Annotated in this window: 21 protein-coding genes; 11 read left to right on the forward strand and 10 right to left on the reverse strand. The window is 70.0% G+C overall.

Going from position 1 to position 21,516, the window contains the following annotated elements; all coding sequences use genetic code 11:
* Positions 1 to 114 precede the first annotated feature (114 nt).
* From cysS to SLW56_RS00225, 3 genes are all read left to right on the forward strand, one after another.
* Complete coding sequence (cysS, locus tag SLW56_RS00215) at positions 115 to 1,530, forward strand: cysteine--tRNA ligase (RefSeq protein WP_295910599.1); 1,416 nt, start codon at positions 115 to 117, stop codon at positions 1,528 to 1,530.
* A gap of 325 nt (positions 1,531 to 1,855) precedes the next feature.
* A complete protein-coding gene (locus tag SLW56_RS00220; RefSeq protein ID WP_017912501.1) occupies positions 1,856 to 2,296 on the forward strand; it encodes a SufE family protein in 441 nt (146 codons plus the stop codon).
* On the forward strand, positions 2,293 to 3,543 hold the full coding sequence (locus SLW56_RS00225; RefSeq protein ID WP_043095628.1) for an MFS transporter: 1,251 nt from the start codon (positions 2,293 to 2,295) through the stop codon (positions 3,541 to 3,543). The genes SLW56_RS00220 and SLW56_RS00225 overlap by 4 nt, the downstream gene beginning before the upstream one ends.
* Before the next feature lie 123 nt (positions 3,544 to 3,666).
* Here the strand turns inward: SLW56_RS00225 and SLW56_RS00230 are convergent, their stop codons facing one another.
* Positions 3,667 to 4,779 carry an alpha/beta hydrolase gene (locus SLW56_RS00230; protein ID WP_082028933.1) on the reverse strand — a complete coding sequence of 371 codons (1,113 nt, stop codon included), beginning with the start codon at positions 4,777 to 4,779 and terminating at the stop codon, positions 3,667 to 3,669.
* Positions 4,780 to 5,361: 582 nt separating this feature from the next.
* Between SLW56_RS00230 and SLW56_RS00235 the strand changes: the two genes are divergently transcribed.
* The 3 genes from SLW56_RS00235 (at position 5,362) to SLW56_RS00245 (ending at position 6,646) form a co-directional block, all read left to right on the forward strand.
* A complete protein-coding gene (locus SLW56_RS00235; protein ID WP_320694178.1) occupies positions 5,362 to 5,718 on the forward strand; it encodes a hypothetical protein in 357 nt (118 codons plus the stop codon).
* Between the two features lie 60 nt (positions 5,719 to 5,778).
* Positions 5,779 to 5,904 carry a hypothetical protein gene (locus SLW56_RS00240; protein ID WP_320694179.1) on the forward strand — a complete coding sequence of 42 codons (126 nt, stop codon included), beginning with the start codon at positions 5,779 to 5,781 and terminating at the stop codon, positions 5,902 to 5,904.
* A gap of 67 nt (positions 5,905 to 5,971) precedes the next feature.
* Positions 5,972 to 6,646, forward strand: coding sequence for a secreted signal peptide protein (locus tag SLW56_RS00245; RefSeq protein WP_320694180.1), 675 nt, complete (start codon positions 5,972 to 5,974; stop codon positions 6,644 to 6,646).
* Between the two features lie 250 nt (positions 6,647 to 6,896).
* Here SLW56_RS00245 and dksA read toward each other — a convergent pair whose 3' ends face one another.
* Positions 6,897 to 8,021 (reverse strand): RNA polymerase-binding protein DksA, encoded by a 1,125-nt coding sequence (gene dksA / locus SLW56_RS00250; RefSeq protein ID WP_267099605.1) that lies wholly within the window; start codon positions 8,019 to 8,021, stop codon positions 6,897 to 6,899.
* Positions 8,022 to 8,135: 114 nt separating this feature from the next.
* On the opposite strand from dksA, the gene yidD reads away from it, so the two are divergent.
* The 3 genes from yidD to SLW56_RS00265 are packed head-to-tail and all read left to right on the forward strand — an operon-like array spanning position 8,136 to position 10,605.
* Positions 8,136 to 8,408 carry a membrane protein insertion efficiency factor YidD gene (gene yidD / locus SLW56_RS00255; protein WP_026144024.1) on the forward strand — a complete coding sequence of 91 codons (273 nt, stop codon included), beginning with the start codon at positions 8,136 to 8,138 and terminating at the stop codon, positions 8,406 to 8,408.
* Positions 8,408 to 9,742, forward strand: coding sequence for a dihydroorotase (locus tag SLW56_RS00260; RefSeq protein ID WP_267102666.1), 1,335 nt, complete (start codon positions 8,408 to 8,410; stop codon positions 9,740 to 9,742). The genes yidD and SLW56_RS00260 overlap by 1 nt, the downstream gene beginning before the upstream one ends.
* A complete protein-coding gene (locus tag SLW56_RS00265) occupies positions 9,742 to 10,605 on the forward strand; it encodes a M23 family metallopeptidase (protein WP_320694181.1) in 864 nt (287 codons plus the stop codon). The genes SLW56_RS00260 and SLW56_RS00265 overlap by 1 nt, the downstream gene beginning before the upstream one ends.
* Before the next feature lie 181 nt (positions 10,606 to 10,786).
* On the opposite strand, the gene SLW56_RS00270 is transcribed toward SLW56_RS00265, so the two are convergent.
* Positions 10,787 to 11,743: a hypothetical protein gene (locus SLW56_RS00270; protein WP_267104347.1), complete on the reverse strand. Its 957-nt coding sequence runs from the start codon at positions 11,741 to 11,743 to the stop codon at positions 10,787 to 10,789.
* Entirely contained in the window at positions 11,740 to 13,425 is a 1,686-nt protein-coding gene (locus SLW56_RS00275; protein WP_320694182.1) for a diguanylate cyclase, read from the reverse strand. Before SLW56_RS00275 ends, SLW56_RS00270 begins: the two co-directional genes overlap by 4 nt.
* A gap of 411 nt (positions 13,426 to 13,836) precedes the next feature.
* Here SLW56_RS00275 and SLW56_RS00280 point away from each other — a divergent pair, with 411 nt between their 5' ends.
* A complete protein-coding gene (locus SLW56_RS00280) occupies positions 13,837 to 15,018 on the forward strand; it encodes a putative acyl-CoA thioester hydrolase (protein ID WP_320694183.1) in 1,182 nt (393 codons plus the stop codon).
* Positions 15,019 to 15,218: 200 nt separating this feature from the next.
* Here the strand turns inward: SLW56_RS00280 and SLW56_RS00285 are convergent, their stop codons facing one another.
* From SLW56_RS00285 to efp, 6 genes are all read right to left on the reverse strand, one after another.
* Positions 15,219 to 15,923: a phytoene/squalene synthase family protein gene (locus SLW56_RS00285; RefSeq protein WP_279361118.1), complete on the reverse strand. Its 705-nt coding sequence runs from the start codon at positions 15,921 to 15,923 to the stop codon at positions 15,219 to 15,221.
* 179 nt (positions 15,924 to 16,102) lie between these two features.
* A complete protein-coding gene (locus SLW56_RS00290) occupies positions 16,103 to 16,804 on the reverse strand; it encodes a phosphoglycolate phosphatase (RefSeq protein ID WP_320694387.1) in 702 nt (233 codons plus the stop codon).
* Positions 16,805 to 16,853: 49 nt separating this feature from the next.
* On the reverse strand, positions 16,854 to 17,573 hold the full coding sequence (ubiG, locus tag SLW56_RS00295; protein ID WP_267123690.1) for a bifunctional 2-polyprenyl-6-hydroxyphenol methylase/3-demethylubiquinol 3-O-methyltransferase UbiG: 720 nt from the start codon (positions 17,571 to 17,573) through the stop codon (positions 16,854 to 16,856).
* A gap of 53 nt (positions 17,574 to 17,626) precedes the next feature.
* Entirely contained in the window at positions 17,627 to 18,961 is a 1,335-nt protein-coding gene (locus SLW56_RS00300) for a TRZ/ATZ family hydrolase (protein WP_017914280.1), read from the reverse strand.
* A 25-nt stretch (positions 18,962 to 18,986) separates the two neighbouring features.
* Positions 18,987 to 19,646 (reverse strand): TMEM175 family protein, encoded by a 660-nt coding sequence (locus tag SLW56_RS00305; protein WP_284467461.1) that lies wholly within the window; start codon positions 19,644 to 19,646, stop codon positions 18,987 to 18,989.
* 126 nt (positions 19,647 to 19,772) lie between these two features.
* On the reverse strand, positions 19,773 to 20,339 hold the full coding sequence (efp, locus tag SLW56_RS00310; protein ID WP_010343528.1) for an elongation factor P: 567 nt from the start codon (positions 20,337 to 20,339) through the stop codon (positions 19,773 to 19,775).
* 99 nt (positions 20,340 to 20,438) lie between these two features.
* Between efp and epmB the strand changes: the two genes are divergently transcribed.
* Positions 20,439 to 21,476 carry an EF-P beta-lysylation protein EpmB gene (gene epmB, locus SLW56_RS00315; protein ID WP_267123689.1) on the forward strand — a complete coding sequence of 346 codons (1,038 nt, stop codon included), beginning with the start codon at positions 20,439 to 20,441 and terminating at the stop codon, positions 21,474 to 21,476.
* Positions 21,477 to 21,516 lie beyond the last annotated feature (40 nt).

Consider the following 21,516-nt stretch of genomic DNA (forward strand, 5'->3'; position numbering starts at 1 on the left):
TGAGTGTAGGCATGGCGGCTTGCGTCGGGCTGAACGCGAGCCGACAGGCGCGCCGCGCGCCCGCCTGGCGACGGCTGCCGGTAGAATCGGACGGTTTCCCCACCGCCGATGCCGATGAGCCTGCGCCTGCACAACAACCTGACCCGCCGGGTCGACGCCTTCGAACCGCTCGATCCGGTGGCCGGCCCGACGCTCTACGTCTGCGGCCCCACCGTCTACAACTACGCGCACATCGGCAACGCCCGCGGCCCGGTGGTGTTCGACGTGCTGGCGGCACTGCTGCGGCGCCGCTACGGCAAACTGCGCTACGCCCGCAACATCACCGACGTGGACGACAAGATCAACGCCGCCGCGCAGGCGCAGGGCGTGCCGATCTCGGCCATCACCGACCGCTTCGCGGCCATCTACCGCCAGGACATGGCCGCGCTGGGCGTGACTCCGCCGGACATCGAGCCGGCGGCCACCGCGCACATCCCGCACATCGTGGCGATGATCGAGCGGCTGATCGCCGGCGGCCACGCCTATGCCGCCGAGGGCCACGTGCTGTTCGCGGTGGCCAGCTTCGCCGATTACGGCAAGCTGTCGCGGCGCGACCCGGAGGAGATGCTGGCCGGCGCCCGCGTCGAGGTCGCCCCGTACAAGCGCGATCCGGGCGACTTCGTGCTGTGGAAGCCCTCCAGCGACGACCTGCCGGGCTGGGACTCGCCATGGGGCCGCGGCCGCCCCGGCTGGCACATCGAGTGCTCGGCGATGGCCGCCGCGCACCTGGGCGAGACCATCGACATCCATGCCGGCGGCGTCGACCTGCAGTTCCCGCACCACGAGAACGAGATCGCGCAGAGCGAATGCGCCCACGGCGGCGCCACCTTCGCCCGCGTCTGGCTGCACAACGGCATGCTGACCTTCAGCGGCGCCAAGATGAGCAAGTCGCTGGGCAACATCGAGACCGTGCACGACCTGATCGAGCGCCACCCGCCCGAGGCGCTGCGCTGCGCGCTGCTCAGTGCCCACTATCGGCAGCCGCTGGACTGGTCCGACGCCCTGATCCAGGCCCAGGTGGCCCGGCTCGACGGCCTGTACGGAACGCTGCGCGATCTGCAGGCCATCGACGCCGAAGCCGTCATTCCGGCCGAGATCGAAGAGGCCCTCGACGACGACCTCAATACGCCGCTGGCGCTGTCGGTGCTGTCGAGCCTGGCGACCCAGGCGCGACAGGCACTGCGCGAGGCGGCGCCGGCCGGCGGCCCCGACCCCGCCGACGCCACGCAACGTGCGGACACGCTGCGCCAGGCCAAGGGCCGCCTGCTCGGCGCCGGCCTGGCCCTGGGCCTGCTGCAGCAGGATCCGCAGGTCTGGTTCCAGGGTGCCGGCAGCGACGACGACGCCCGCATCCAGGCGCTGATCGACGCCCGCAGCGACGCCAAGCAGGCCCGCGACTTCGCCCGCGCCGATGCCATCCGCCAGGAACTGGCCGACGCCGGCATTGTCCTGGAGGACACGCCGCAGGGCGTACGTTGGAAGCGCGGGTGAACACCACACGCGCAGTCAGAAGAAGCGCGGCTGTTCCCTTCTCCCCTTGGGAGAAGGTGCCCCGAAGGGGCGGATGAGGGTACGGGCGCCGGATGAGGGTACGGCGCGAGGCGACTCGCATGGACAAGTTCGCGAAGCTGCGCCCGTACCCTCACCCCAACCCCTCTCCCGAGGGGAGAGGGGCTTTACAAGACGCCCGAAGGGGTGGACGAGGGTACGACGCGAAGCGACTCGCATCGACAGTTCGCGATGCTTCGCCCGCACCCTCACCCCAACCCCTCTCCCGGAGGGAGAGGGGCTTTACATCGCTTGATCTTGGACTGCTATGACCGACACCGACTTTCCGCTCGAACCCACGCCCGCCGACGCCCAGGCCGCCATCGCCGAGGAGTTCGGCTTCTTCGGCGACTGGTCCGAGCGCTATCAGTACCTGATCGACCTGGGCCGCAAGCTGCCCGCCTTCCCCGAGCACTGGAAGACCGAGGAGCACCGTCTGCACGGCTGCCAGTCGATGGTGTGGATCGTGCCCGAGGGCAATGCCGAACGCCTGGTGTTCCATGCGATCAGCGACTCGGCGATCGTCTCCGGGCTGATCTATCTGGCGCTGCGGGTCTATTCCGGGCGCAGCGCCGCGGACATCCTCGCCACCGCGCCGGACTTCGTCGCCGCCATCGGCCTGGGCAAGCATCTGTCACCGACCCGCAGCAACGGCCTGGCCGCGCTGCTGGCCTTCATCCAGGACACCGCGCGCGCCCAGCAGGCATGAGCGCGCCGCTGCCCACCCCACCGCAGACCTTGCGCACGCTGCTGGCGCACCCCGGCTTCGCCCTGGTGCTGGCCTACCGCATCCTGGCGATGCTGTCCTACCAGGTCGTCGCGGTCACGGTCGGCTGGCATATCTACGAGATCACCCGCGATCCGTTCTCGCTGGGCCTGATCGGGCTGGCCGAGATCCTGCCGTTCTTCTGCATCGCCCCGTTCGCCGGCTACCTGGTCGACCACCTGCCGCGCCGCTACCTGGGCATGCTCGCCAGCGTCGGCCTGGTCGCCACCGCCGCGGTCCTGCTGGCGGTGAGCCGCGGCTGGCTGGCGGCGCAGGGCGTGTGGCCGATCTACGCGGCGATCGCCCTGACCGGCGCCGCGCGTGCGTTTCTGTCGCCGGTGTACAACGCGCTGTTCGCCCGCGTCCTGCCGCGCGAGGCCTATGCGCGCGGCGCCAGCGTCGGCAGCGTCGCGTTCCAGGCCGGCATGGTGATCGGCCCGGCGCTGGGCGGTCTGCTGGTCGGCTGGGGCGGCAAGAGCCTGGCCTACGGCACCGCCATCGGCGCCTCGAGCGCGGCGCTGTTGGCGCTGTGGCTGCTGCGCGTGTCCGAGCCGGTGCACGAAGGCCCGCGCGCACCGATCTTCCGCAGCATCGCCGAAGGCGCGCAGTTCGTGTTCTCCAACCAGATCATGCTCGGCGCGATGGCCCTGGACATGTTCTCGGTGCTGCTGGGCGGCGCGGTGTCGATGCTGCCGGCGTTCATCCACGACATCCTGCACTACGGCCCCGAGGGGCTGGGCATCCTGCGCGGGGCACCGGCGCTGGGTTCGATCCTGGTCGGCGTGTGGCTGGCACGGCACCCGCTGCAGCGCAATGCCGGGCGCGTGCTGCTGCTGGCAGTGGCCGGCTTCGGCCTGTGCACCATCGCCTTCGGCCTGTCGCGGCACTTCTGGCTGTCGGCGGCGATCCTGCTCGCCTACGGCATGTGCGACGGTGTCTCGGTGATCGTGCGTTCGACCATCCTGCAGTTGGCCACGCCGGACGCGATGCGCGGCCGCGTGTCCTCGATCAACGGCATCTTCATCGGCTCGTCGAACGAACTGGGTGCGTTCTACGACGGTGTCATGGCGCGGCTGATCGGGTTGGTGCCCGCCGTGGTACTTGGCGGCTGCGTGACCTTGGGCGTGGTCGGCGTCACCAGCTGGAAAGCGCCCAAGCTGCGCAATCTGGATCTGCGCGACCTGCAGTAGGGGTGACTGATGGCGAGTGTGGGTCGGACGCGAGACAGCCCGGCCCGGTCGTGCATCACGCACCCTGGCGCCGGCGCGTGCGCACCGCGCCAGTCATCCTTCCATTCGCCACAACGACCGCGCTCAGCGCGCGGCCGCCACCGCGCGCGCCTGCGCCTCGTCGTCGGCCCAGGCATGCGCGCAATCCGGCACGCCGGCCGGCTGCACCAGGCCGCCCTGCCCCGCCAGGAACCGGCAGGTGGCGGCGAACACCGCCGGCACGGCGTGCGAGCGGATCGGCGAGGCCAGCACGTGATTGTCCGCCCCAGGAAAGTCCACTGCCTGACGCAAGGCCGGTGGCGTTCCCAACTGCTTGAACATCGCCTGCAGCGCCGCCACCGACACCGTGCGGTCCTGGTGCTGCGGATCGCGATAGTAGTAGCCCAGGAACACCGGCACATGGATCCGCGCATAGGTCGCCGGCCGCATGCCGCCGCGGGTCAGCGCCGCCAGCGCGCGGTAGCCGTCCAGGTGCGTGGCGTCGGCCCAGTAGGCGCTGTCGACCGGATAGCGCAGGATCGGATCGCCACCGTTGTGCGTCCACGCCAGCAACTGCGCGCCCCACGGCCACAACATCGGCTGCAGCTGATCGCCGTACTCGCGCACCAGCGGCGACCACAGCACCAGCGCCTGCACCTGGCGCGGATTCGCCGCCACCGCCTGCGTCGCCAGCGCACCGCCCATCGAATTGCCGATCACCACCACCCGGTCGCCCAGCACCCGGGTCACCGCCAGCGCCTCGGCCGCACCCGCGAGCAGGCGGCCGGCATCGACGCCGCGCAGCGCATCGGCTGCGACCAGGCCGTGCCCGGGCAGGCGCGGCAGATACAGATTGCAGCCGAAGCTGCGCGCCAGCCGCACGTGGGTGGGCGCGCCCTCGCCCTGGCTGGCGGTGAAGCCATGCAGATAGACCATGGCGCACGCGCGGCGCCCGGGATGCGCCGGATCGGCCCAGACGATCCGCGCCTGGTTGTCCGGGCGCAGCCCCGGCGTGGCACGTTCGCGCGCATCGATCCAGGCCTGCAGCGCCAGCGGATCCTGCGGCACCGCCGGCGCCGCCACCTGCGGCAAGGCCACGCTGACCCGCGGCCCCAGCGCAACGACCGCCAGCAGTGACAGGGCGATCAGGATCGGCCAGCGCCAGCGACGGCGGGGTTTGCGCGCACCCGATCCGGCCACGTCGGAATGACCGTTCAAGCGCGACGCTCCGTTATCGAACTGAGCGAGGATACATAATGGAAATAATTTTCAAGCAGTGACATTGATTGTCGGCGTCGACATGGCGATGTACCACAGTCGCCATTATGCGACACCGTCATGACAGGCGCATTTAAAGCTTTTCCAAAGCCACGCACGGCACTGAAATTCCGATCACAAGCAACTGATTTTATTGGATCACCTTCCCACCAACCAGCACCGGTAGAACGCATTTTGCAGAAAAGATGGAAAGTCCGCAAACACAGAAAGGAAGACGAAAGAAGCCTCCGAAATTATCTCTTCCGAATCAAGTTTCACCCCACTTCTGGAAAATGGACGCGCATCGAAACGCGCGGCCCCCATATGAAACATGGATGGAATCAGCCGAATGGAACATTCGCTTTTCCGTGACGCGGCAGTGGACGCCCGAAGCCAGGCATGGCTGGAGACGGCGGCACTGGCAACGCCACTTTCGACTCGGGCGCGGAGTTGCATCGCACTAGGCACCGACGCCGCCGACCCGGCAGACAACCACCTATTGAAGTTCTCCACATGAAAGTCTTTGGATTACCGTGCATACGCATGGCGTTGGCATTCGCCATTGCCGTGCCAGGATCGCTGCAGGCGAATCCAGCCTCTTCCCGCGCAGATGGAGAACAGGCGATCGCGTATGTGCTGAAGAACGACCTCGCCCTGTCGAGGCTCTTCGGTAGTTGCCCCGCATTGAAATTTGCCCGCACCGGTGTCGAAGGGAACAACACCTTCCTGATCGAAGGCAACTGCGACATCAAGAACAACCCAGAAGAAGATGCGGACTGCCCCGCCTATCACATCCATGCGCTGGGGACGATGGACACGCCGTCGCATTGGACGGTACGTCGCCTGGATCTGACCTTGGCGTGCTCCAGCGAAGAAGCGCCGAAGACGCAGCGGATGTAACCGCCACGTAGGCGCTTGCGACGTCGCTGCAGGCGCAGTGGCGAAAATCCGACCTCGGAGATGATCACCACCATCACCACCAATTCGGGCCTGAATCCGTCCGATCAGTGGTCATCGTTGAGCAGCGACCAGCGCAACGCGTTCATCACCGCCGACGGGCAGCGCGAAGGCTGGCACGGCAACTAACTCCCCCCGTGGCGAGGACGGGAGCGCTCCCGTCCTCGCCACGCATCATCCGTCACGGAGATTTCTCATGGCATCCCGGTTCTTCCCGCTGTTCGGCCTGCTCGCGCTGTGCATGGCCTACTCGCAGGCCCATGCCGCCGGCGGCGATGCGGCGGCCTGCACGCACGCGCTGCATCAGGCCCTTGCAGGCACCAGCAGCGCCGCCACCCTGCCCCCTCCGTGCGCGCGTCTGGGACCCGTCGCGCTTGGCATGCGCAGACAACAGGTGCTGGCCGCACTGGGCCAGCCGGACATCACCCGCAGCGATGCAGCACATCCGGAGACGCTCAGTGTGGTGTATCTGTACCCGCGCGGGCTCAATGCGCTGCTGGCGCAGCAACCGCGGCCGGCGACCGCTCTCCGCTACAGCCAGTTGGCGGTGCGCTTTCGCAACGACCGGGTCACCAACCTGATCGCCTTCGCCACTCCAGATGCGCCGTTGCCGTTCGAGTTGCTCGGCCAGCCGGCCGGTACGCCCGTCGATCCGGTATTGCAGGCCATCGGCGGGCAGCCGCAATGGAACGCCAGCCGCGACTACGTGCAGTTCGCCGCGATGCCACTGGGCCTGGAGGTCGATCCGGAGACGTCGGCGATCGTCGGGCTGGACCTTGCAGCCACCAAGCAGGACCTGGACAGTTTCGCCCTGCCCGGCGTGCAACTGCGCAAGGACGCGCAAAGCGGCCTGATCAACGGCGTGCGCTGAAGGGCGCCGTCGTCCATGCCGGCATGGGCCCGCCTGCCAGCGGAAGTCTGTCCACGCGGCCGCGAACGGCCGCGGCGGCTGGACAGGCGCTCGGCTGCGCATCGCGCATCGATGGGCGGTCGTGCAGCAAGAGTGGCACCACCGCTACTCGCGGCAGCAGACGGCAGGCGCTTCGCCCTGACGAGGGGGCCGAAAACGCAAAGCCCCGCGCGAGCGGGGCCTTGCCTTGACACGCCGGGGCGGCGCGGACTCAGTCGCCCTGCTGCTTCTGCAGATGTTCCCAACGCTCCTGCGCGTCGATGGTGCGCTCGGCGGTCAGACGCGCTTCCAGGCGCTCCAGGCCGATTTCCTCGCCCGTGTCCACGCAGTAGCCGTAGTCGCCGGCGTCCAGACGCTTGAGGGTGCTGTCGATCTTGCCGATCAGCTTGCGGTAGCGGTCGCGGGTCCGCAGTTCCAGCGAGTTCTCGGTCTCGCGGGTCGCGCGCTCGGCCTCGTCGCCGATGTCGCGGACTTCGTCGCGCAGGTTCTCGATGGTCTGCTTGGATTCCTCGACCAGGTCGGCGCGCCAAGTGAGCAGGCGCTGGCGGAAGTACTCCTGCTGCAGCGCGCTCATGTACTCCTCGTCCGCCGCCGGCTTGTAGCCCTTGGGCAGGATCGGACGGCCGGTGGCCTCGTCGGTCTTGTACTCGACCACCTTGTACTTGGCCGGCTTGGCCGGCGTATTCGACTTGGCGGTCACGGCCACGGCGACCTTGCCGGTGGGCTTGGCGACCGGCGCCTTCGGGGTGGATTCGGACTTGGTGGGGGTTTTCGCGGAGGATTTCGAAACGGACACGGGATTCTTTTGTGGCGGGGTCGACGGCGCGGCGGACTTGGCGGCAACGGGCTTGGGGGCCGGTGCTGCGGCAGGCGCGGCGGGCTTGACCGGGACAGGCTTGGCCGCAGCCGGCTTGGGCGCCGACTTCGGTACGGAGGTGGTCACCGCGGGTGCAACGGGGGCGGTGGCCGGTTTGGATTTGGCGGGAGCGGCCGCGGTCTTGACGACCTTGGCGCCAGGCTTGGCCGCGGGCGTCTTCGCTGCCGGCTTGGCGGCGGGCGCTGGCTTGGCGGCGGCCTTCGCCGGTGCGACCGGCTTGGCAGGCGCCTTCTTGGCAGGAGCGGACTTGGCCGGCGACGCAGCGACCGGCTTGGCCGCCGGCTTCTTGGCCACGGCCTTGCTGGCCGATTTGGCCGGCGCGGCCTTGGCTGCCGACTTCGCAGGCGCGGCTTTCTTCAGCGGTTTGCTGGCGGCGGACACCGTCGCTTTCTTGGCGACGGGCTTGGCAGGCTTCTTGGCGGCCTGGACGGCCTTCTTTGCAGGTTTTTTAGCAGCCACGAACGCTCTTCCTTGGTCTTCCCGGGGCCCGGGAAAGCGGGCCTTTATAGCCTACCCTACCCCCCGCGGCAACAACGCGGCGTATACGCCGAGCGACCCGCCTAGTCCAGCACAGTGGCATATCATGGTGATGTGATCGCCCGCGCTCTCATCGCCCTGCTGCGCCTGTACCAGCGCTTCATCAGCCCGCTGCTGGGACCGCGCTGTCGTTTCGTGCCCAGTTGCTCGGCGTATGCGGTGACCGCCATCGCCCGTTTCGGCGCATTGCGCGGCGGCTGGATGGCCGCCCGCCGCGTCGGCCGCTGCCACCCCTTCCATCCTGGCGGGTTCGACCCGGTGCCCGACCCCACGGCGCCGCCACCCTGCCGCTGCCAAGGAAAACACTGATGTCCGCTTCCACACTGATCGTCAACGCGCGCCTGGTCAACGAAGGCCGCGAAACCCAGGGCGACCTGCGCATCGCCGACGGCCGCATCGCCGCGATCGCCCCGCAGCTGGCCGCGCGCGAGGGCGAGACCGTGGTCGATGCCGCCGGGCGCTGGCTGCTGCCCGGCATGATCGACGACCAGGTGCACTTCCGCGAACCCGGCCTGACCCACAAGGGCGACATCGCCACCGAATCGGCGGCGGCGGTGGCCGGCGGCCTGACCAGCTTCATGGACATGCCCAACACCAACCCGCCGACGCTCGACGCCGCCGCGCTGCAGGCCAAGTACGACGCCGCGCACGGCCGCGCCTGGGGCAACTACGGCTTCTACCTGGGCGCCAGCAACGACAACCTGGCCGCGATCCAGACCCTGGACCCGAAGACCGCGCCCGGCATCAAGGTGTTCATGGGCGCCTCCACCGGCAACATGCTGGTCGACAACCCGCAGACCCTGGACGCGATCTTCCGCGACGCGCCGACGCCGATCATCACCCACTGCGAAGACACCCCGACCATCGACGCGACCCTGGCCGCGTTCAAGGAAAAGTATGGCGAGGCGCTGACCCCGGACATGCACCCGGACATCCGCTCGCGCGAGGCCTGCCTGAAGTCCTCGCAGCTGGCGGTGTCGCTGGCGAAGAAGCACGGCACCCGCCTGCACGTGCTGCACATCTCCACCGCCGACGAGCTGGCGCTGTTCACCCCCGGCCCGATCCAGGGCAAGCGCATCACCGCCGAGACCTGCATCCATTTCCTGCGCTTCGACCGCGCCGACTACGCCACGCTCGGCAACCTGATCAAGTGCAACCCGGCGATCAAGGACGCCAGCGACCGCGAGGCGCTGATCCGCGCGATCGCCGAGGACGTGATCGATGTGCTCGCCACCGACCACGCCCCGCATACCTGGGAAGAGAAGAGCAAACCGTACGCGCAGGCGCCGTCGGGCCTGCCGCTGGTGCAGTACGCGCTGGTCGCGGCGCTGGAGTTGGTCCACGAGGGCCGGCTCAGCGTGGCCCAGGTGGTGCACAAGTTCGCGCACGCGCCGGCGCTGCTGTTCGACGTGCACGAACGCGGCTTCCTGCGCGAGGGCTACCACGCCGACCTGGTGCTGATCGACGACACCGCGTTCACCGTGCGCCGCGAGGACGTGCTGTCCAAGTGCGGCTGGTCGCCGTTCGAAGGCCGCAGCTTCCGCTCCAGGATCGCCGCGACCTGGGTCAACGGCGTGCTGGCCTGGGACGGCACCCGCCTGGTCGGCAGCCCCAACGGGCAGCGCCTGGCGTTCGACCGCTGATGCGCGGCGCCCTGGTGTCCGGCGCCGCATTGGCGCTGGCCCTGCTGACTGCACCGCTCGCCCCTGCGCTGCACGCACAGACGCCGGCCACGGCCGGCGCCGAAGCGCGCAGCGTGTTCCCGCGCAGCGCCTCGCAGGGCGCGCTGGTGATCGGCAAGGTCGCGCCCGGCAGCCGCGTGCAGTACGCCGGACGCACCCTGCGAGTCAGCGACTACGGCAGCGTGGTGTTCGGCATCGGCCGCGACGAGCGCGGCCCGCTGCGCATCGCCGTGCAGCGCCCGGATGGCGGGACTGAGACGGTCGAGATCGCGGTGACGCCGCGCGACTGGCCGCTGGAACAGGTCAACGGGGTGCCGCCGAAGACGGTGAACCCGCCGCCGGCGATCGCCGAGCGGATCAAGCGCGAACAGGCCCAGGTCACCGCCGCGCGCGACCGCGACGACCCGCGCACCGATTTCGCCGCACCCTTCATCTGGCCGGTGCAGGGCCGCATCAGCGGCCGCTTCGGCAATGCCCGGGTCTACAACGGCCAGCCCGGCGCCGGGCATTCGGGCATGGACATCGCCGTGCCCACCGGCACCCCGGTCAAGGCCCCGGCCGCCGGCGTCATCACCTTCGCCGCTCCCGACCTGTACCTGACCGGCGGCACCGTGCTGCTGGATCACGGCTACGGCGTCAGTTCCAACTTCCTGCATTTGTCGCGAATCGACGTGAAGGTCGGCGACCGCATCGCCCAGGGCCAGGTGATCGGCGCGGTGGGTGCCACGGGTCGTGCGACCGGGCCGCATCTGCATTGGGGGATGAATTGGTTCGATGTGCGCATCGATCCGTTGTTGGTGCTGGAGCGGACAAAGCAACAGTAAAGCGCTGGTGGGTCAGGTGCGTTGGCGCGCGTGGCCGGGAGGCCGCACCCTCATCCCGCCCCCTCTCCCAATGGGAGAGGGGCAAGCGCTCTCCCTTCTCCCCTCGGGAGAAGGTGCCCCGAAGGGGCGGATGAGGGTACGGGCGCAGCCTCGCGCACTGCGCTGGCGCGCAGCCTTTCAGCTACGCCGACGTGGGCACCTCAAGCAGGCGCCCCAGCACCACATGCGAGGGGCTGTTGGCCAGATCCAGCGGCATGACCAGCTTGGGATTGGGATGCGGCAACGGCGCGCCCGGCGCTTCTTCGCCGGCTTCGCGCAGCAGGCTGCCGTTGTCTTCCACCTGATCGGTGACCGGCGCCAGCGGCGGCAGGCCCAGGCCGGCGCGGACCGCGTTGGCGCGGCTGAGCAGGTCGTCGTCGGCGACCGTGGTCAGCGCCGAGGCGGCCAGGCTGGCTGGTGCGCCCTCCACCGCCGCCAGGCGCTGCGCGATATCGCCCAGCGCCTGCTGCCGGTGCGGATGCAGCAGTTGCCACACTTCCTCCCACAACGCCTTCCAGTCCAGGTGCGGGAACGGCATATGGGTCGGCCCGCTGAGCACGATCTGCGGCGCCAGCCGGCCCGGCGGCGTCGCATCGCATTCGGCCAGCGCGCGGTATACCACTTCGCTGCACACCATGTGCGAGGGGTTGTCGCGGACCAGATGGTCCAGCGCCTCGCGCACCACGATCCGCGCCAGCCAGTGCTGCGGCCACTTGCCGCGGATGGCGACCAGCAGGCCGAGCGTGGCCAGGCTGTCCAGCGGGTACGGGACGCCCAGCAGCGACTGCGCCTTGGCCAGCACGCTGGCGCGATCGGCGTCGTCCAGCGCCACGCAGGCGTAGCTGAGCGGCCGGTAGGCGTCGATGATCAGGTAGTTGGTGGTGTCGGTCAGCCGCTGCGACAGCGGATAGCGGCGCACGCCGCTGGCCGCCGCCTCGATCAGATCGCCCTGATCGGCGACGATGGCGGCATGGCTGTAGATACTGTCGCCGCACCAGGCGATCAGTTCGGACACCGGGCCGCAGCCCAGTTGCAACAGGATGTCGCCGACCTGCAACTGATCGGGAGCGAACGCGGGCAAATCGGTCTGCGCAGTCATGGTTGAGGCTCCTGGTGGGTGACGTGGTGGCTGGGGGTGGAAACGCTGACGCGGTTGCGGCCGGCGGCCTTGCTGGCGTAGAGCGCGGCATCGGCCCGCTGCAACAGCGCCGCCACGCTCTCGCCGCGCTGCCATTGCGCCACGCCGACGCTCAGCGTGCATGACAGCGCCTGGCCTTCGCGCGGCAGCGGCTGCGCGGCGACGTGCTGGCGGATGTCCTCGGCCACGCGCCGCGCGGCCTCCAGGGTGGCGCCGGGCATCAGCAGCAACATCTCGTCGCCGCCCTGGCGGCCGAGCGTGTCGCTGCTGCGCAGGCGCGCCCGCGCGCAGGCGGCGACCCAGCGCAGGCAGGCGTCGCCGCCGGCGTGGCCGTGGATGTCGTTGATGCGCTTGAAATGGTCGATATCGATATAGGCCAATGCCAGCGGCCGGACGCCGCGCGCGGCGTCCTGCAGCGCCTCGGCCAGACGCTGCTGCAGGGCGGCGCGGGTGAGGATGCCGGTGAGTTCGTCCACCGTCGCCATCCGGCTGGCGCGGTCGCGGTCGCGCCGCAGCTCCAGGATCTGCTCGGCCAGACCGAAGGTCACCAGCAGGCAGGAGATCGCCAGCGCCAGGCTGATGCCATGCGCCAGCACCGGCGCGGCCACGTCCAGGCGCAACCACCCGGTCAGTTCCAGGCAGCGCAGCACGCACAGCATCCACAGCGGCGTCCACGAAGCCAGCAGCGGCCAGGCGTAGCGTTGCCCGCGCAAGGCCAGCAGCAGGCAACACGGCAGCAGCAGCGCCGCACCGACGATCAGCCCGAGATTGCCCAGCACGCTCAGCACCGCCGCGTCCGACAGCAGGCAGGCCACGGCGATGCCGAGCAGGAACAGCGCGCACAGCCGCAGCACCTGGTCCAGCCGCGGCAGTTGCCGCCGCATCTCCAGTTGCCGACGCTGGAAGGTGATGATGAAGAAGCCGCCGAGCGCGGCGACGATGCGCATCGGCGTCGGCGAGGACGCGAACACGCTGGCCAGGCCCGGCACCGCGCGCGCCTCGCCGCCGAGGCCGAGCAGGTACAGCAGCACGCACATCACGTTGGCGGTGAAGTAGCCGTAGATCGGCTCGCGCAGACGCGCCCACAACGCGATCGCCAGGATCGCCAGCACCGCGGTCGAGCCGAGGATGAAGGCGCGCCAGCCGACATAGTGCAGATCCTCGCGCTGCACCTGCGCCAGCGGCGCGATGCCCACCGGCATCGGCATCGCCGCCGGCGCATGCACCCGCAGCCAGATCGAGGCACCGGCCGGCAACCCCTGCGGCAAGGCGATCACCAGGGCCCGGGTGGAGTAGCGCAGGTCGGCGTCGGCGCCGTAGATCGCGTGCCGGGTCGGCCCGGTGCGCCCCGGCACCCAGGCCTCGACCCGGGTCAGATACGGCGACTGCAGCACCAGTTGCGGCTGGCCGTCGCGACCGATCGCATGGTCGGCGCGGATCCGCCACCAGGTGGGCTGCTTGCTGCGCTCGTACAGGATCGCACCATGACCGGCGTCGACGAACGCGGCATCGTCACGCCCCGCCACCACCTCCGATGCCGGAGGGTCGGCGGCCAGCCGTTGCAACAGCAGTTCCTGCCCCAGCGCCGACCCGACCAGCCCCAGGCACAGCAACAGGCAGCACCAACGGCACAGGCGCTTCAATCGATGACTTCCAAGTGGGATCGGCGTCGAGGGTAGCGCAAGCCGCGACGGCGCTCGTATCCAAATTCACGACCCCGTCACGCCAGAAAGTGGGGTGGCACACGGCGCGCAGATCCATGCCGCAGTGCGGCGACCGTCCGCCGGCGCCGGGTCTGGAGCGCCTGCAGCCGTCGCGTTTTGGCCTGGGAATCGCCCTCCACGCCCCCACCAACCGGCGCGCCGCACGTGCGGCGGATCCGCGATCGTGATGGAAGCGGCACAACCGAGCTCTGGCTGCGACATCGGCCGGCATCGGCGCGCGAACGCCCCTACCATCGCCGGTCCGCTGACGACGCCGGATCAGGCGACCGGATGACACCGGTATCATTCCAAGCGTTGCCGCGGGCCCTTATCCTTGAGCGGAGGCTTCCCATGACCGTATCGCGCTGGTTGCTGCTTTCCTCCACCCTCGCCCTGGCGGCCGGGGTCGTCACCGATGCCCCGGCCCTGACCGGCACAGCGTCGCGCCCGCAGCTGACCAGCAGCGAGGCGGCCAATCAGACCGTCGCCCGCCACCTGGCCCAGGCCGGACCGATCGGCGCGCTGGTCACCGACAACTGGGATCCGAGCGCCGGCGTTGCGCTGCTGCAGGCCGACTACGCGGTGGCGGCCGACGGCAGCACCCGCTACCGCACCGTGCAGGCCGCGGTGGACGCCGCGGTCGCCGCCGGTGGCAGCATGCGCCGTTACATCAGCGTGGCGCCCGGCACCTACACCGAAGTGGTCTGCGTGCCCGCCGCGGCGCCGCCGCTCACGCTGTTCGGCCTCGGCGGCAGCCCGGCCAGCACCACGATCCGTTTCGGCAACGCCAACCCCACCCCGAAACCCACCGGCAGCGCCACCCATCCGTGCGCCAGCAACGCCGCCAGCAGCACCATCGGCACCTCCGACAGCGGCACCGTCACCGTGCGCGCGGCGCAGTTCCAGGCGCGCAACCTGGCGATCGTCAACAACTATGTCGAGGGCACCTACAGCGGCAGCAACCAGTCGGCGGTGGCGCTGGCGTTGCGCGGCGACAAGGCAGTGCTGGAGAACGTGGTGCTGACCGGCAACCAGGACACCCTGCTGGTCAGCGCCGGCAGCGCCAACACGGTGATCCGCGCCTATTTCAAGGGCGGCACCATCGAGGGCGACACCGACTTCATCTTCGGCTCGGGCGTGGCGGTGTTCGCCGGCAGCACCATCCGCTACACCGCCGCCCGCCGCGGCGCCAACGATGGCGGGGTGATCTTCGCACCCAGCACCCGCCCGGGCAGCAGCTACGGCTTCCTGGCGATCGGCAGCACCTTCGATGCGGTCGGCAATCCGGGCAGCGGCACGGTGTGGCTGGGCCGGGCCTGGGACGAGAGCGTGGGCAGCCTGTCCAACTACGTCGACGGCACCTCGCCCAACGGCAAGGTGGTGATCCGCGACTCGACGCTGGGCGAGCACATCCGCAAGAGCGCGCCATGGAACGCCTCGACCATTGGCCGTCCGTACTGCAGCAGCAACTGCAGCACCTCGGCCAATCGCTTCTACGAGTACGCCAACAGCGGCGCCGGCAGCGCGCCCTGAAGCCAGGCGGCGGCGCGGGCTGGCGCGTGTCGTCCTGCCCGCGCATGCCGCGTCGCGGTTACGCGTACCCGTTGCAAGGACGCGCGAGGACGTGGACGTCCGTCCGGACCTGAGTGATGACACCGCGACGCGCGCGCAACCGCGGCCCTTCGGGTTGGGCCTGGCGGGCCAACCCGACGTAGTCGAAGAGTGTTGGTCGCTCAGCCCAGCCCGGCCCACCAGGCGCGCCACAGCGTCGCCATCTGTCCCGGCGGCCTGGGCATGGCGGCCGCCTGCTGCACCATCCGCGCACGCGCCAGCGCCGACAGGATGCGCCGCGGACGCGGCCCGCGCACGCGGCGCGGCCACGGCTTCAGCAATGCCTGCGCCCAGCGCTGCCGCTGCTGCGCCTCATCGCCGCCGCGCAGCGCCAGCGGCGCGGTGGCGGCGCCGCCCTCGACCAGGCGCTGCGCCAGCACCTGCAGCGCGACCGGCACCGCAGCGCCCTCGGCCGAGGCCTCGAACAACGCGCGCTCGACCGCGACCACCGCCTGCGCGAACGGCTCCAGCCGCTCCAGCGCATGCGCGGTGTCGGCCGCGGCCGCGCGCGACTGCGGCAGGCTCGGCAAGGCCTCGGCCAGTTGTGTCCACGGCGCAGCCACTGGCTCCAGCACCCGGCCCAGCGGATGCCGCGAACGCTGCCCGGCCCAACTGCGCAGTTCCTCGCCCCACCACGCCAGCTTGGCGTCGGCCGGCAGCGGGTCGCCGGCGATGTTGAGGATGTCGTCGAACTCCTGCAGCAGCGCGAACCAGGCCACGGTGCGGGCGCGCTGCGGCGCCGGCACGAACGCCTCGGCCACGGCCCATTCCGGCCAGCGGCGGCGCCATTTGTCGAGGAAGGCATCCAGGGCGGACGAACTGCTCATGCGATCGGTGAATCCGGAGTCAGGCGCGCGCCGACGGCATCGCGCAATGGGAGAACGAGCGCGGCTGCCGCGCAGAACGCGCAGTGTACGTGCGCGACCGGTGGATGCCGAGCGGCGTCGGCGTGCAGGCCGCGAAGCGGCGGTCGTGCATCACCGCGAACGCGGCGACAGCAGCGGTTTCAGGACGCGGCTGCGCTGACCGGCCAGGCCGCGGCGTCGTACAGCTCGGCCGGCGCGGCGACCATCGCGTCGGCGCGCCAGGCCAGCGGATCGTCCTCGTCCAGCCGGTAACCCCACAGCACCGCCACCGACGCCATACCGGCGGCACGTGCGGCCAAGATGTCGCGTTCGTCGTCGCCGACGTAGACCACTTCCTGCGGCGCCACGCTCAGGCGCTGCGCGGCGACCTGCAGCGGCAGCGGATGCGGCTTGCGCTCGGGCAGCGTGTCGCCGCCGATCAGCACCGCGCAGCGCTGCTCCCACTGCAACTGCGGCAGGATCAACCGCGCCAGCGCCTCGGGCTTGTTGGTGACGATGCCCCACACGCTGCCGGCCTCTTCCAGGCGTTGCAGCAGTTCCGGGATGCCGTCGAACGGCTGCGAATGGCGCCCGATCAGCGCCTCGTAGTAGCGCAGGAATGCCGGAATCAGCGCATCGCGCTGCGCGGCGGGCAGATCCGGGAAGGCGACCCCGAGCATCGCCCGCGAGCCCTTCGACACCACCGGCCGCAACTGCGCCAGGGTCAACGCCGCACGGCCATGCTCGGCCAGCACCGCATTGGCCGCGGCCAGCAGATCCGGCGCACTGTCCAGCAGCGTGCCATCCAGATCGAACAGCACCACCCGCGGGTAACCACGGGCCACATCGCGCTCGAGCGGCATCACGCCCACGCGCACCCGCCGTTGCCAATCCCCAATCCCCAATCCCGAATCACGGCTTTGCAGCACACGCCAGGTAATTGACCTCGGTGCGCGAGGACAGCCGCGCGCGATTGCGCCACGGCTCGTAAGCCAGGCCGCTGACGTCGCGCAGCTGCAGTTCGGCCTGGCGCAACCAGGCGGCCAGTTCCGCCGGCTTGATGAAATCCTGGTAGCGATGGGTGCCGGTGGGCAGTAGCCGCGCCACGTATTCGGCACCGACGATGGCCAAAGCGAACGCGGCCGGGGTGCGGTTGAGGGTGGACAGGAACAGCTGTCCGCCCGGCTTGAGCAGGGTTGCGCAGGCGCGCACGATCGCCGCCGGATCGGGCACGTGCTCGAGCATCTCCATGCAGGTGATCGCATCGAAACTGCCCGGCTGCGCCGCCGCCAGGTCCTCGACCGACTGCACGCGGTAGTCGACCTCGACCCCGGATTCGAACTGGTGCAGCCGCGCGACCTTGATCAGCTCCGGCGACAGGTCGATCGCGGTGACCTGCGCACCCTCCTTGGCCAGCGCCTCGCTGAGCAGGCCGCCGCCGCAGCCCACGTCCAGCACCGTCGCCCCGCGCAGCGGCAGGCGCTCGGCGACGTAGCGCAGACGCACAGGATTGAGCGCGTGCAGCGGCTTCTGCGGGCCGTCGGCATCCCACCAGCGGGTGGCCAGGGCGCCGAACTTGTCCAGTTCGGCCTGATCGAAGTTGGCGGAGGCGTTGGCGGCGGAAGCGGTCATAACGGATTCTCGTTGGGGCCGCGCACGCGGCGCGGCACGGCGAACATAGCGGATCAGGCGTGGACGCTGCGGATACGTTCGCGCCATTCGCGCGCATTGGCGACCAGCGCGTCGACGTCCATGTCCACCAGCACGCGCTGGCTGAGCTTGGGCTGGCCGGCGATCCACACGTCGCTGACCTGCTGGCGTCCGGTGGCGTACACCAGTTGCGACAGCACGTTGTGCAGCGGCTGGGTCTCCAGCGCCGACAGGTCCACGCAGATCAGGTCGGCCTGCTTGCCCGGCTCGATCGAGCCGATCGTCTCGCCGAAGCCCAGCGCGCGCGCGCCGCCCAGGGTGGCCGCGCGCAGCGTGCTGGCCGCGTCCAGCGCGGTGGCGTCGTTGGCCACCGCCTTGGCCAGGATCGCCGCGGTGCGGTTCTCGCTGAACATGTCCAGGTCGTTGTTGCTGGCGCAGCCGTCGGTGCCGATCGCCAGGTTCACGCCCGCCCGCTGCAGCGCGCAGGCCGGGCAGAAGCCGGAGGCGAGCTTGAGGTTGGATTCGGGGCAATGCACCACACTGACCCCGCGCTCGGCGCACAGGTGGATCTCGGCGTCGGTGAGCTGGGTCATGTGCACCGCGATCAGGCGGTCGTTGACCAGGCCCAAACGGTCCAGCCGCGCCAGCGGGCGCTGCCCGTACTGCTTGAGCGAGTCGGCGATTTCCTGCGCGGTCTCGTGGGTGTGCAGGTGCACCGGCACCTCGAGCTGGTCGGACAGCATCCGCACCCGCTCGAAGTTGGCGTCGTTGACCGTGTACGGCGCATGCGGGGCGAAGGCGATGCCGACCAGCGGATCGTCGCGCCACTGGTCGTGCACCTCGCAGGCGCGGGCGAAGTACTCGTCGGAGGTCTTGGCCCAGGCGGTCGGGAAATCGATGATCACCGTGCCGACCCGCGCGCGGAAGCCGTGCTGCTTGTACACCGCGGCCTGCACGTCGGCGAAGAAGTAGTTCTCGTTGGCGCAGGTGGTGCCGCCGCGCAGCATCTCGGCGATGGCCAGCGCGGTGCCGTCGGCGACGAACTCCGGGCCGATCACCGCGGTCTCCACCGGCCAGATGTGCTGCTGCAGCCACACCATCAGCGGCAGGTCGTCGGCGATGCCGCGCAGCAGGGTCATCGGGTTGTGGGTATGCGCGTTGACCAGCCCCGGCAGCAGCGCCGCGTCCGGGCGCGAGACGGTGCGCGCGGGGGCGAAGCGCGTGCGTGCCTCGGCCGTGGGTAGCACCGCCACGATCTCGCTGCCGCGCACCGCCACCGCGTGGTCTTCCAGCACCACCGCATGCGGTTCGATCGGGACCACGTAGCCGGCTTCGATCAGCAGGTCGCAGGATTCGGGTATGGAGGTCATCGCAGGGACTCTAGAAAAGGGAGGGTCACGGTGCCGGTGCCGCCTGGGCCTGGCGGATGCGCCGCTGGTACACGCGCATCACCCCCCACTGCAGCAGGAAGACCGCCAGGAAGCCGAAGCGGCCCAGCCACGGTGCCACCATGCCCACGGGGATGCATAACGCGAACACCACCGGCGAGACCGCCGCGCGCAGCTTCATCGCCTGCGCCTGCAGCGCGCCCAGCCGCTGCGCCAGGCCTTCCTTGCGCACCGCATAGGCATGCAGCCAGTACCCGGCCAGGCCGATCGCCGCCAGATGCGCGCAGTACACCGAGAACGCCTCGTGGCTGCCGAAATAGTCCGAGTACAGCGCGGTGGAGAACGGCAGCAGGCCGATCAGCAGCAACTGCAGCACGTTGAGCCAGATCAGCCGGTCGTCGAACTGGCGGATGTGCCGGCACAGCTGCAGGTGCGACTTCCAGAACAGCGCGGTGACCAGGAAGCTGACCGCGAAACCGATGAACAGCGGCAGCATCCGGTGCAGGGCGGCGAGGATGCCGCCGGCCGCCGCGACCTCGGCGTGTCCAGGCACCTTGATTTCCACCGCCAGCAGGGTGATGGCGATGGCGAAGACCGCATCGCTGAAGAACACGACGCGGTCGTGCGGGTACTTGCTGTCGGCGCTGTCGGCGTGGCTGGTCGTCACGGGCGTTTCCTGGGAGCGAGGTGGTCCATCACCGCCGCACGGCGATCCGGCGCATGGCGCTGCCTGGCCGCCGCACGCCAGCGCGTGCGCATGCCCGCGGCCGGCTGCGGCCGCGGGCATGCCGACTTACTTGACGCGCGAAACGTATTCGCCCGAACGCGTATCGACGCGGATCACTTCTTCCTGGCCGACGAACAGCGGCACGCGCACCACCGCACCGGTCTCCAGGGTCGCCGGCTTGCCGCCGCCGCCGGAGGTATCGCCGCGCACGCCCGGGTCGGTCTCGACGATCTTCAGTTCGACGAAGTTCGGCGGGGTGACCTGGATCGGCGTGCCGTTCCACAGCGTCACCACGCAATCCTCCTCGCCCTTGATCCACTTGGCGGCGTCGCCGACGCCGGCCTTGTCGGCCTGCACCTGCTCGAAGGTTTCCTGCTGCATGAAGTGCCAGTATTCGCCGTCGCTGTACAGGTACTGCATGTCGGTGTCGACCACGTCGGCCGCTTCCACGCTGTCGGTCGCCTTCATGGTCATTTCGACCACGCGCCCGGACTTGATGAAGCGGTACTTGACGCGGGTGAACGCCTGGCCCTTGCCGGGCTTGACGTATTCGGTATCGGTGATGATCGCAGGCTCGCTGTTGACCAGGATCTTCATCCCGTTCTTGACGTCGTTCATGCCGTAGCTGGCCATCTGAAACTCCTCGGGTAAGGCAAACCCGCCGCGTTCGGCGGCCGGCCGGATAGAATGGAAGCTCCGCCGCAACGGCGGGCGCTCGTGTGATGACCGCCTATGATAACCGCAGCCCCCCGCCCGATGCAGCCGTCCCCGCCCCTGCCCGCCGCCGCGCCGCCGCGCTGGCAGCAGGCCTGGCGCGACGCCGTGCGCGATCCGCGCGAGCTGCTGGCCCTGCTGGACCTGGATCCGCAGGCGCTGGGCGTCTCCGAACAGGCTGCGACGCAGTTCGCGCTGCGCGTGCCGCGCAGCTTCGTCGCACGCATGCGCCCGGGCGATCCGCACGACCCGCTGCTGCGCCAGGTGCTGCCGATCGACGACGAGCAGCGCGTGGTCGCCGGCTTCGCCCTCGATGCGGTCGGCGACACCGCAGCCAAGAAGGCCGACGGGGTGATCCACAAGTACCGCGGCCGCGCCCTGCTGGTGGCCACCGGCAGTTGCGCGGTGCACTGCCGCTACTGCTTCCGCCGGCACTTTCCCTATGCCGACGAGACCGCCGCGCGCGATGGCTGGCGCACGGCGGTGGCGGCTATCGCCGCCGACCCCAGCATCGAGGAAGTGATCCTGTCCGGCGGCGATCCGCTGTCGCTGGCCACACCGAAGCTGGCCGAACTCACCGAGGCGCTGGCGACGCTGCCGCAGCTCAAGCGCCTGCGCATCCACAGCCGCCTGCCGGTGGTGCTGCCCGAGCGCGTCGATGCGCCGTTGCTGGCCTGGCTGCGCACGCTGCCGTGGCCGCTGGCGTTCGTGATCCACGCCAACCACGCCAACGAATTCGATGCCGGCGTCGATGCCGCGCTGGCGCGCCTGCGCGAGGCCGGCGCGCACCTGCTCAACCAGGCGGTGCTGCTGCGCGGGGTCAACGACAGCGTGGAGGCGCTGGCCGCGCTGAGCGAGCGCAGCTTCGCCGCCGGCGTGCTGCCCTACTACCTGCACCAACTGGACCGGGTGCAGGGCGTGGCCCATTTCGAAGTGGACGATGCCACCGCGCTGGCGCTGCACCAGGGGCTGGCCGCGCGCCTGTCCGGCTATCTCGTGCCGAAGCTGGTGCGCGAGATCGCCGGCGACAGCGGCAAGCGCCCGCTGCTGCCCTGACCCGCCTGGCCGGGACCGCCGCAGGCACAGCGCACGCCGG

Origin of the sequence: Xanthomonas sp. LF07-6 (genome assembly GCF_034105445.1) — a bacterium.
GTDB lineage: Bacteria > Pseudomonadota > Gammaproteobacteria > Xanthomonadales > Xanthomonadaceae > Xanthomonas_A > Xanthomonas_A sontii.

Excerpts from the sequence above, each read along its gene's own strand:
- cysS (WP_295910599.1), top strand. The coding sequence starts at position 115 with ATGAGCCTGCGCCTGCACAACAACCTGACCCGCCGGGTCGACGCCTTC.
- SLW56_RS00260 (WP_267102666.1), top strand. The coding sequence starts at position 8,408 with ATGTCCGCTTCCACACTGATCGTCAACGCGCGCCTGGTCAACGAAGGC.
- SLW56_RS00290 (WP_320694387.1), bottom strand. The coding sequence starts at position 16,804 with ATGCCGCTCGAGCGCGATGTGGCCCGTGGTTACCCGCGGGTGGTGCTG.
- SLW56_RS00225 (WP_043095628.1), top strand. The coding sequence starts at position 2,293 with ATGAGCGCGCCGCTGCCCACCCCACCGCAGACCTTGCGCACGCTGCTG.
- ubiG (WP_267123690.1), bottom strand. The coding sequence starts at position 17,573 with ATGACCGCTTCCGCCGCCAACGCCTCCGCCAACTTCGATCAGGCCGAA.
- SLW56_RS00300 (WP_017914280.1), bottom strand. The coding sequence starts at position 18,961 with ATGACCTCCATACCCGAATCCTGCGACCTGCTGATCGAAGCCGGCTAC.
- SLW56_RS00265 (WP_320694181.1), top strand. The coding sequence starts at position 9,742 with ATGCGCGGCGCCCTGGTGTCCGGCGCCGCATTGGCGCTGGCCCTGCTG.
- SLW56_RS00235 (WP_320694178.1), top strand. The coding sequence starts at position 5,362 with ATGGCGTTGGCATTCGCCATTGCCGTGCCAGGATCGCTGCAGGCGAAT.
- SLW56_RS00245 (WP_320694180.1), top strand. The coding sequence starts at position 5,972 with ATGGCATCCCGGTTCTTCCCGCTGTTCGGCCTGCTCGCGCTGTGCATG.
- SLW56_RS00240 (WP_320694179.1), top strand. The coding sequence starts at position 5,779 with ATGATCACCACCATCACCACCAATTCGGGCCTGAATCCGTCCGATCAG.
- SLW56_RS00280 (WP_320694183.1), top strand. The coding sequence starts at position 13,837 with ATGACCGTATCGCGCTGGTTGCTGCTTTCCTCCACCCTCGCCCTGGCG.
- epmB (WP_267123689.1), top strand. The coding sequence starts at position 20,439 with ATGATAACCGCAGCCCCCCGCCCGATGCAGCCGTCCCCGCCCCTGCCC.
- SLW56_RS00285 (WP_279361118.1), bottom strand. The coding sequence starts at position 15,923 with ATGAGCAGTTCGTCCGCCCTGGATGCCTTCCTCGACAAATGGCGCCGC.
- efp (WP_010343528.1), bottom strand. The coding sequence starts at position 20,339 with ATGGCCAGCTACGGCATGAACGACGTCAAGAACGGGATGAAGATCCTG.
- SLW56_RS00220 (WP_017912501.1), top strand. The coding sequence starts at position 1,856 with ATGACCGACACCGACTTTCCGCTCGAACCCACGCCCGCCGACGCCCAG.
- SLW56_RS00270 (WP_267104347.1), bottom strand. The coding sequence starts at position 11,743 with ATGACTGCGCAGACCGATTTGCCCGCGTTCGCTCCCGATCAGTTGCAG.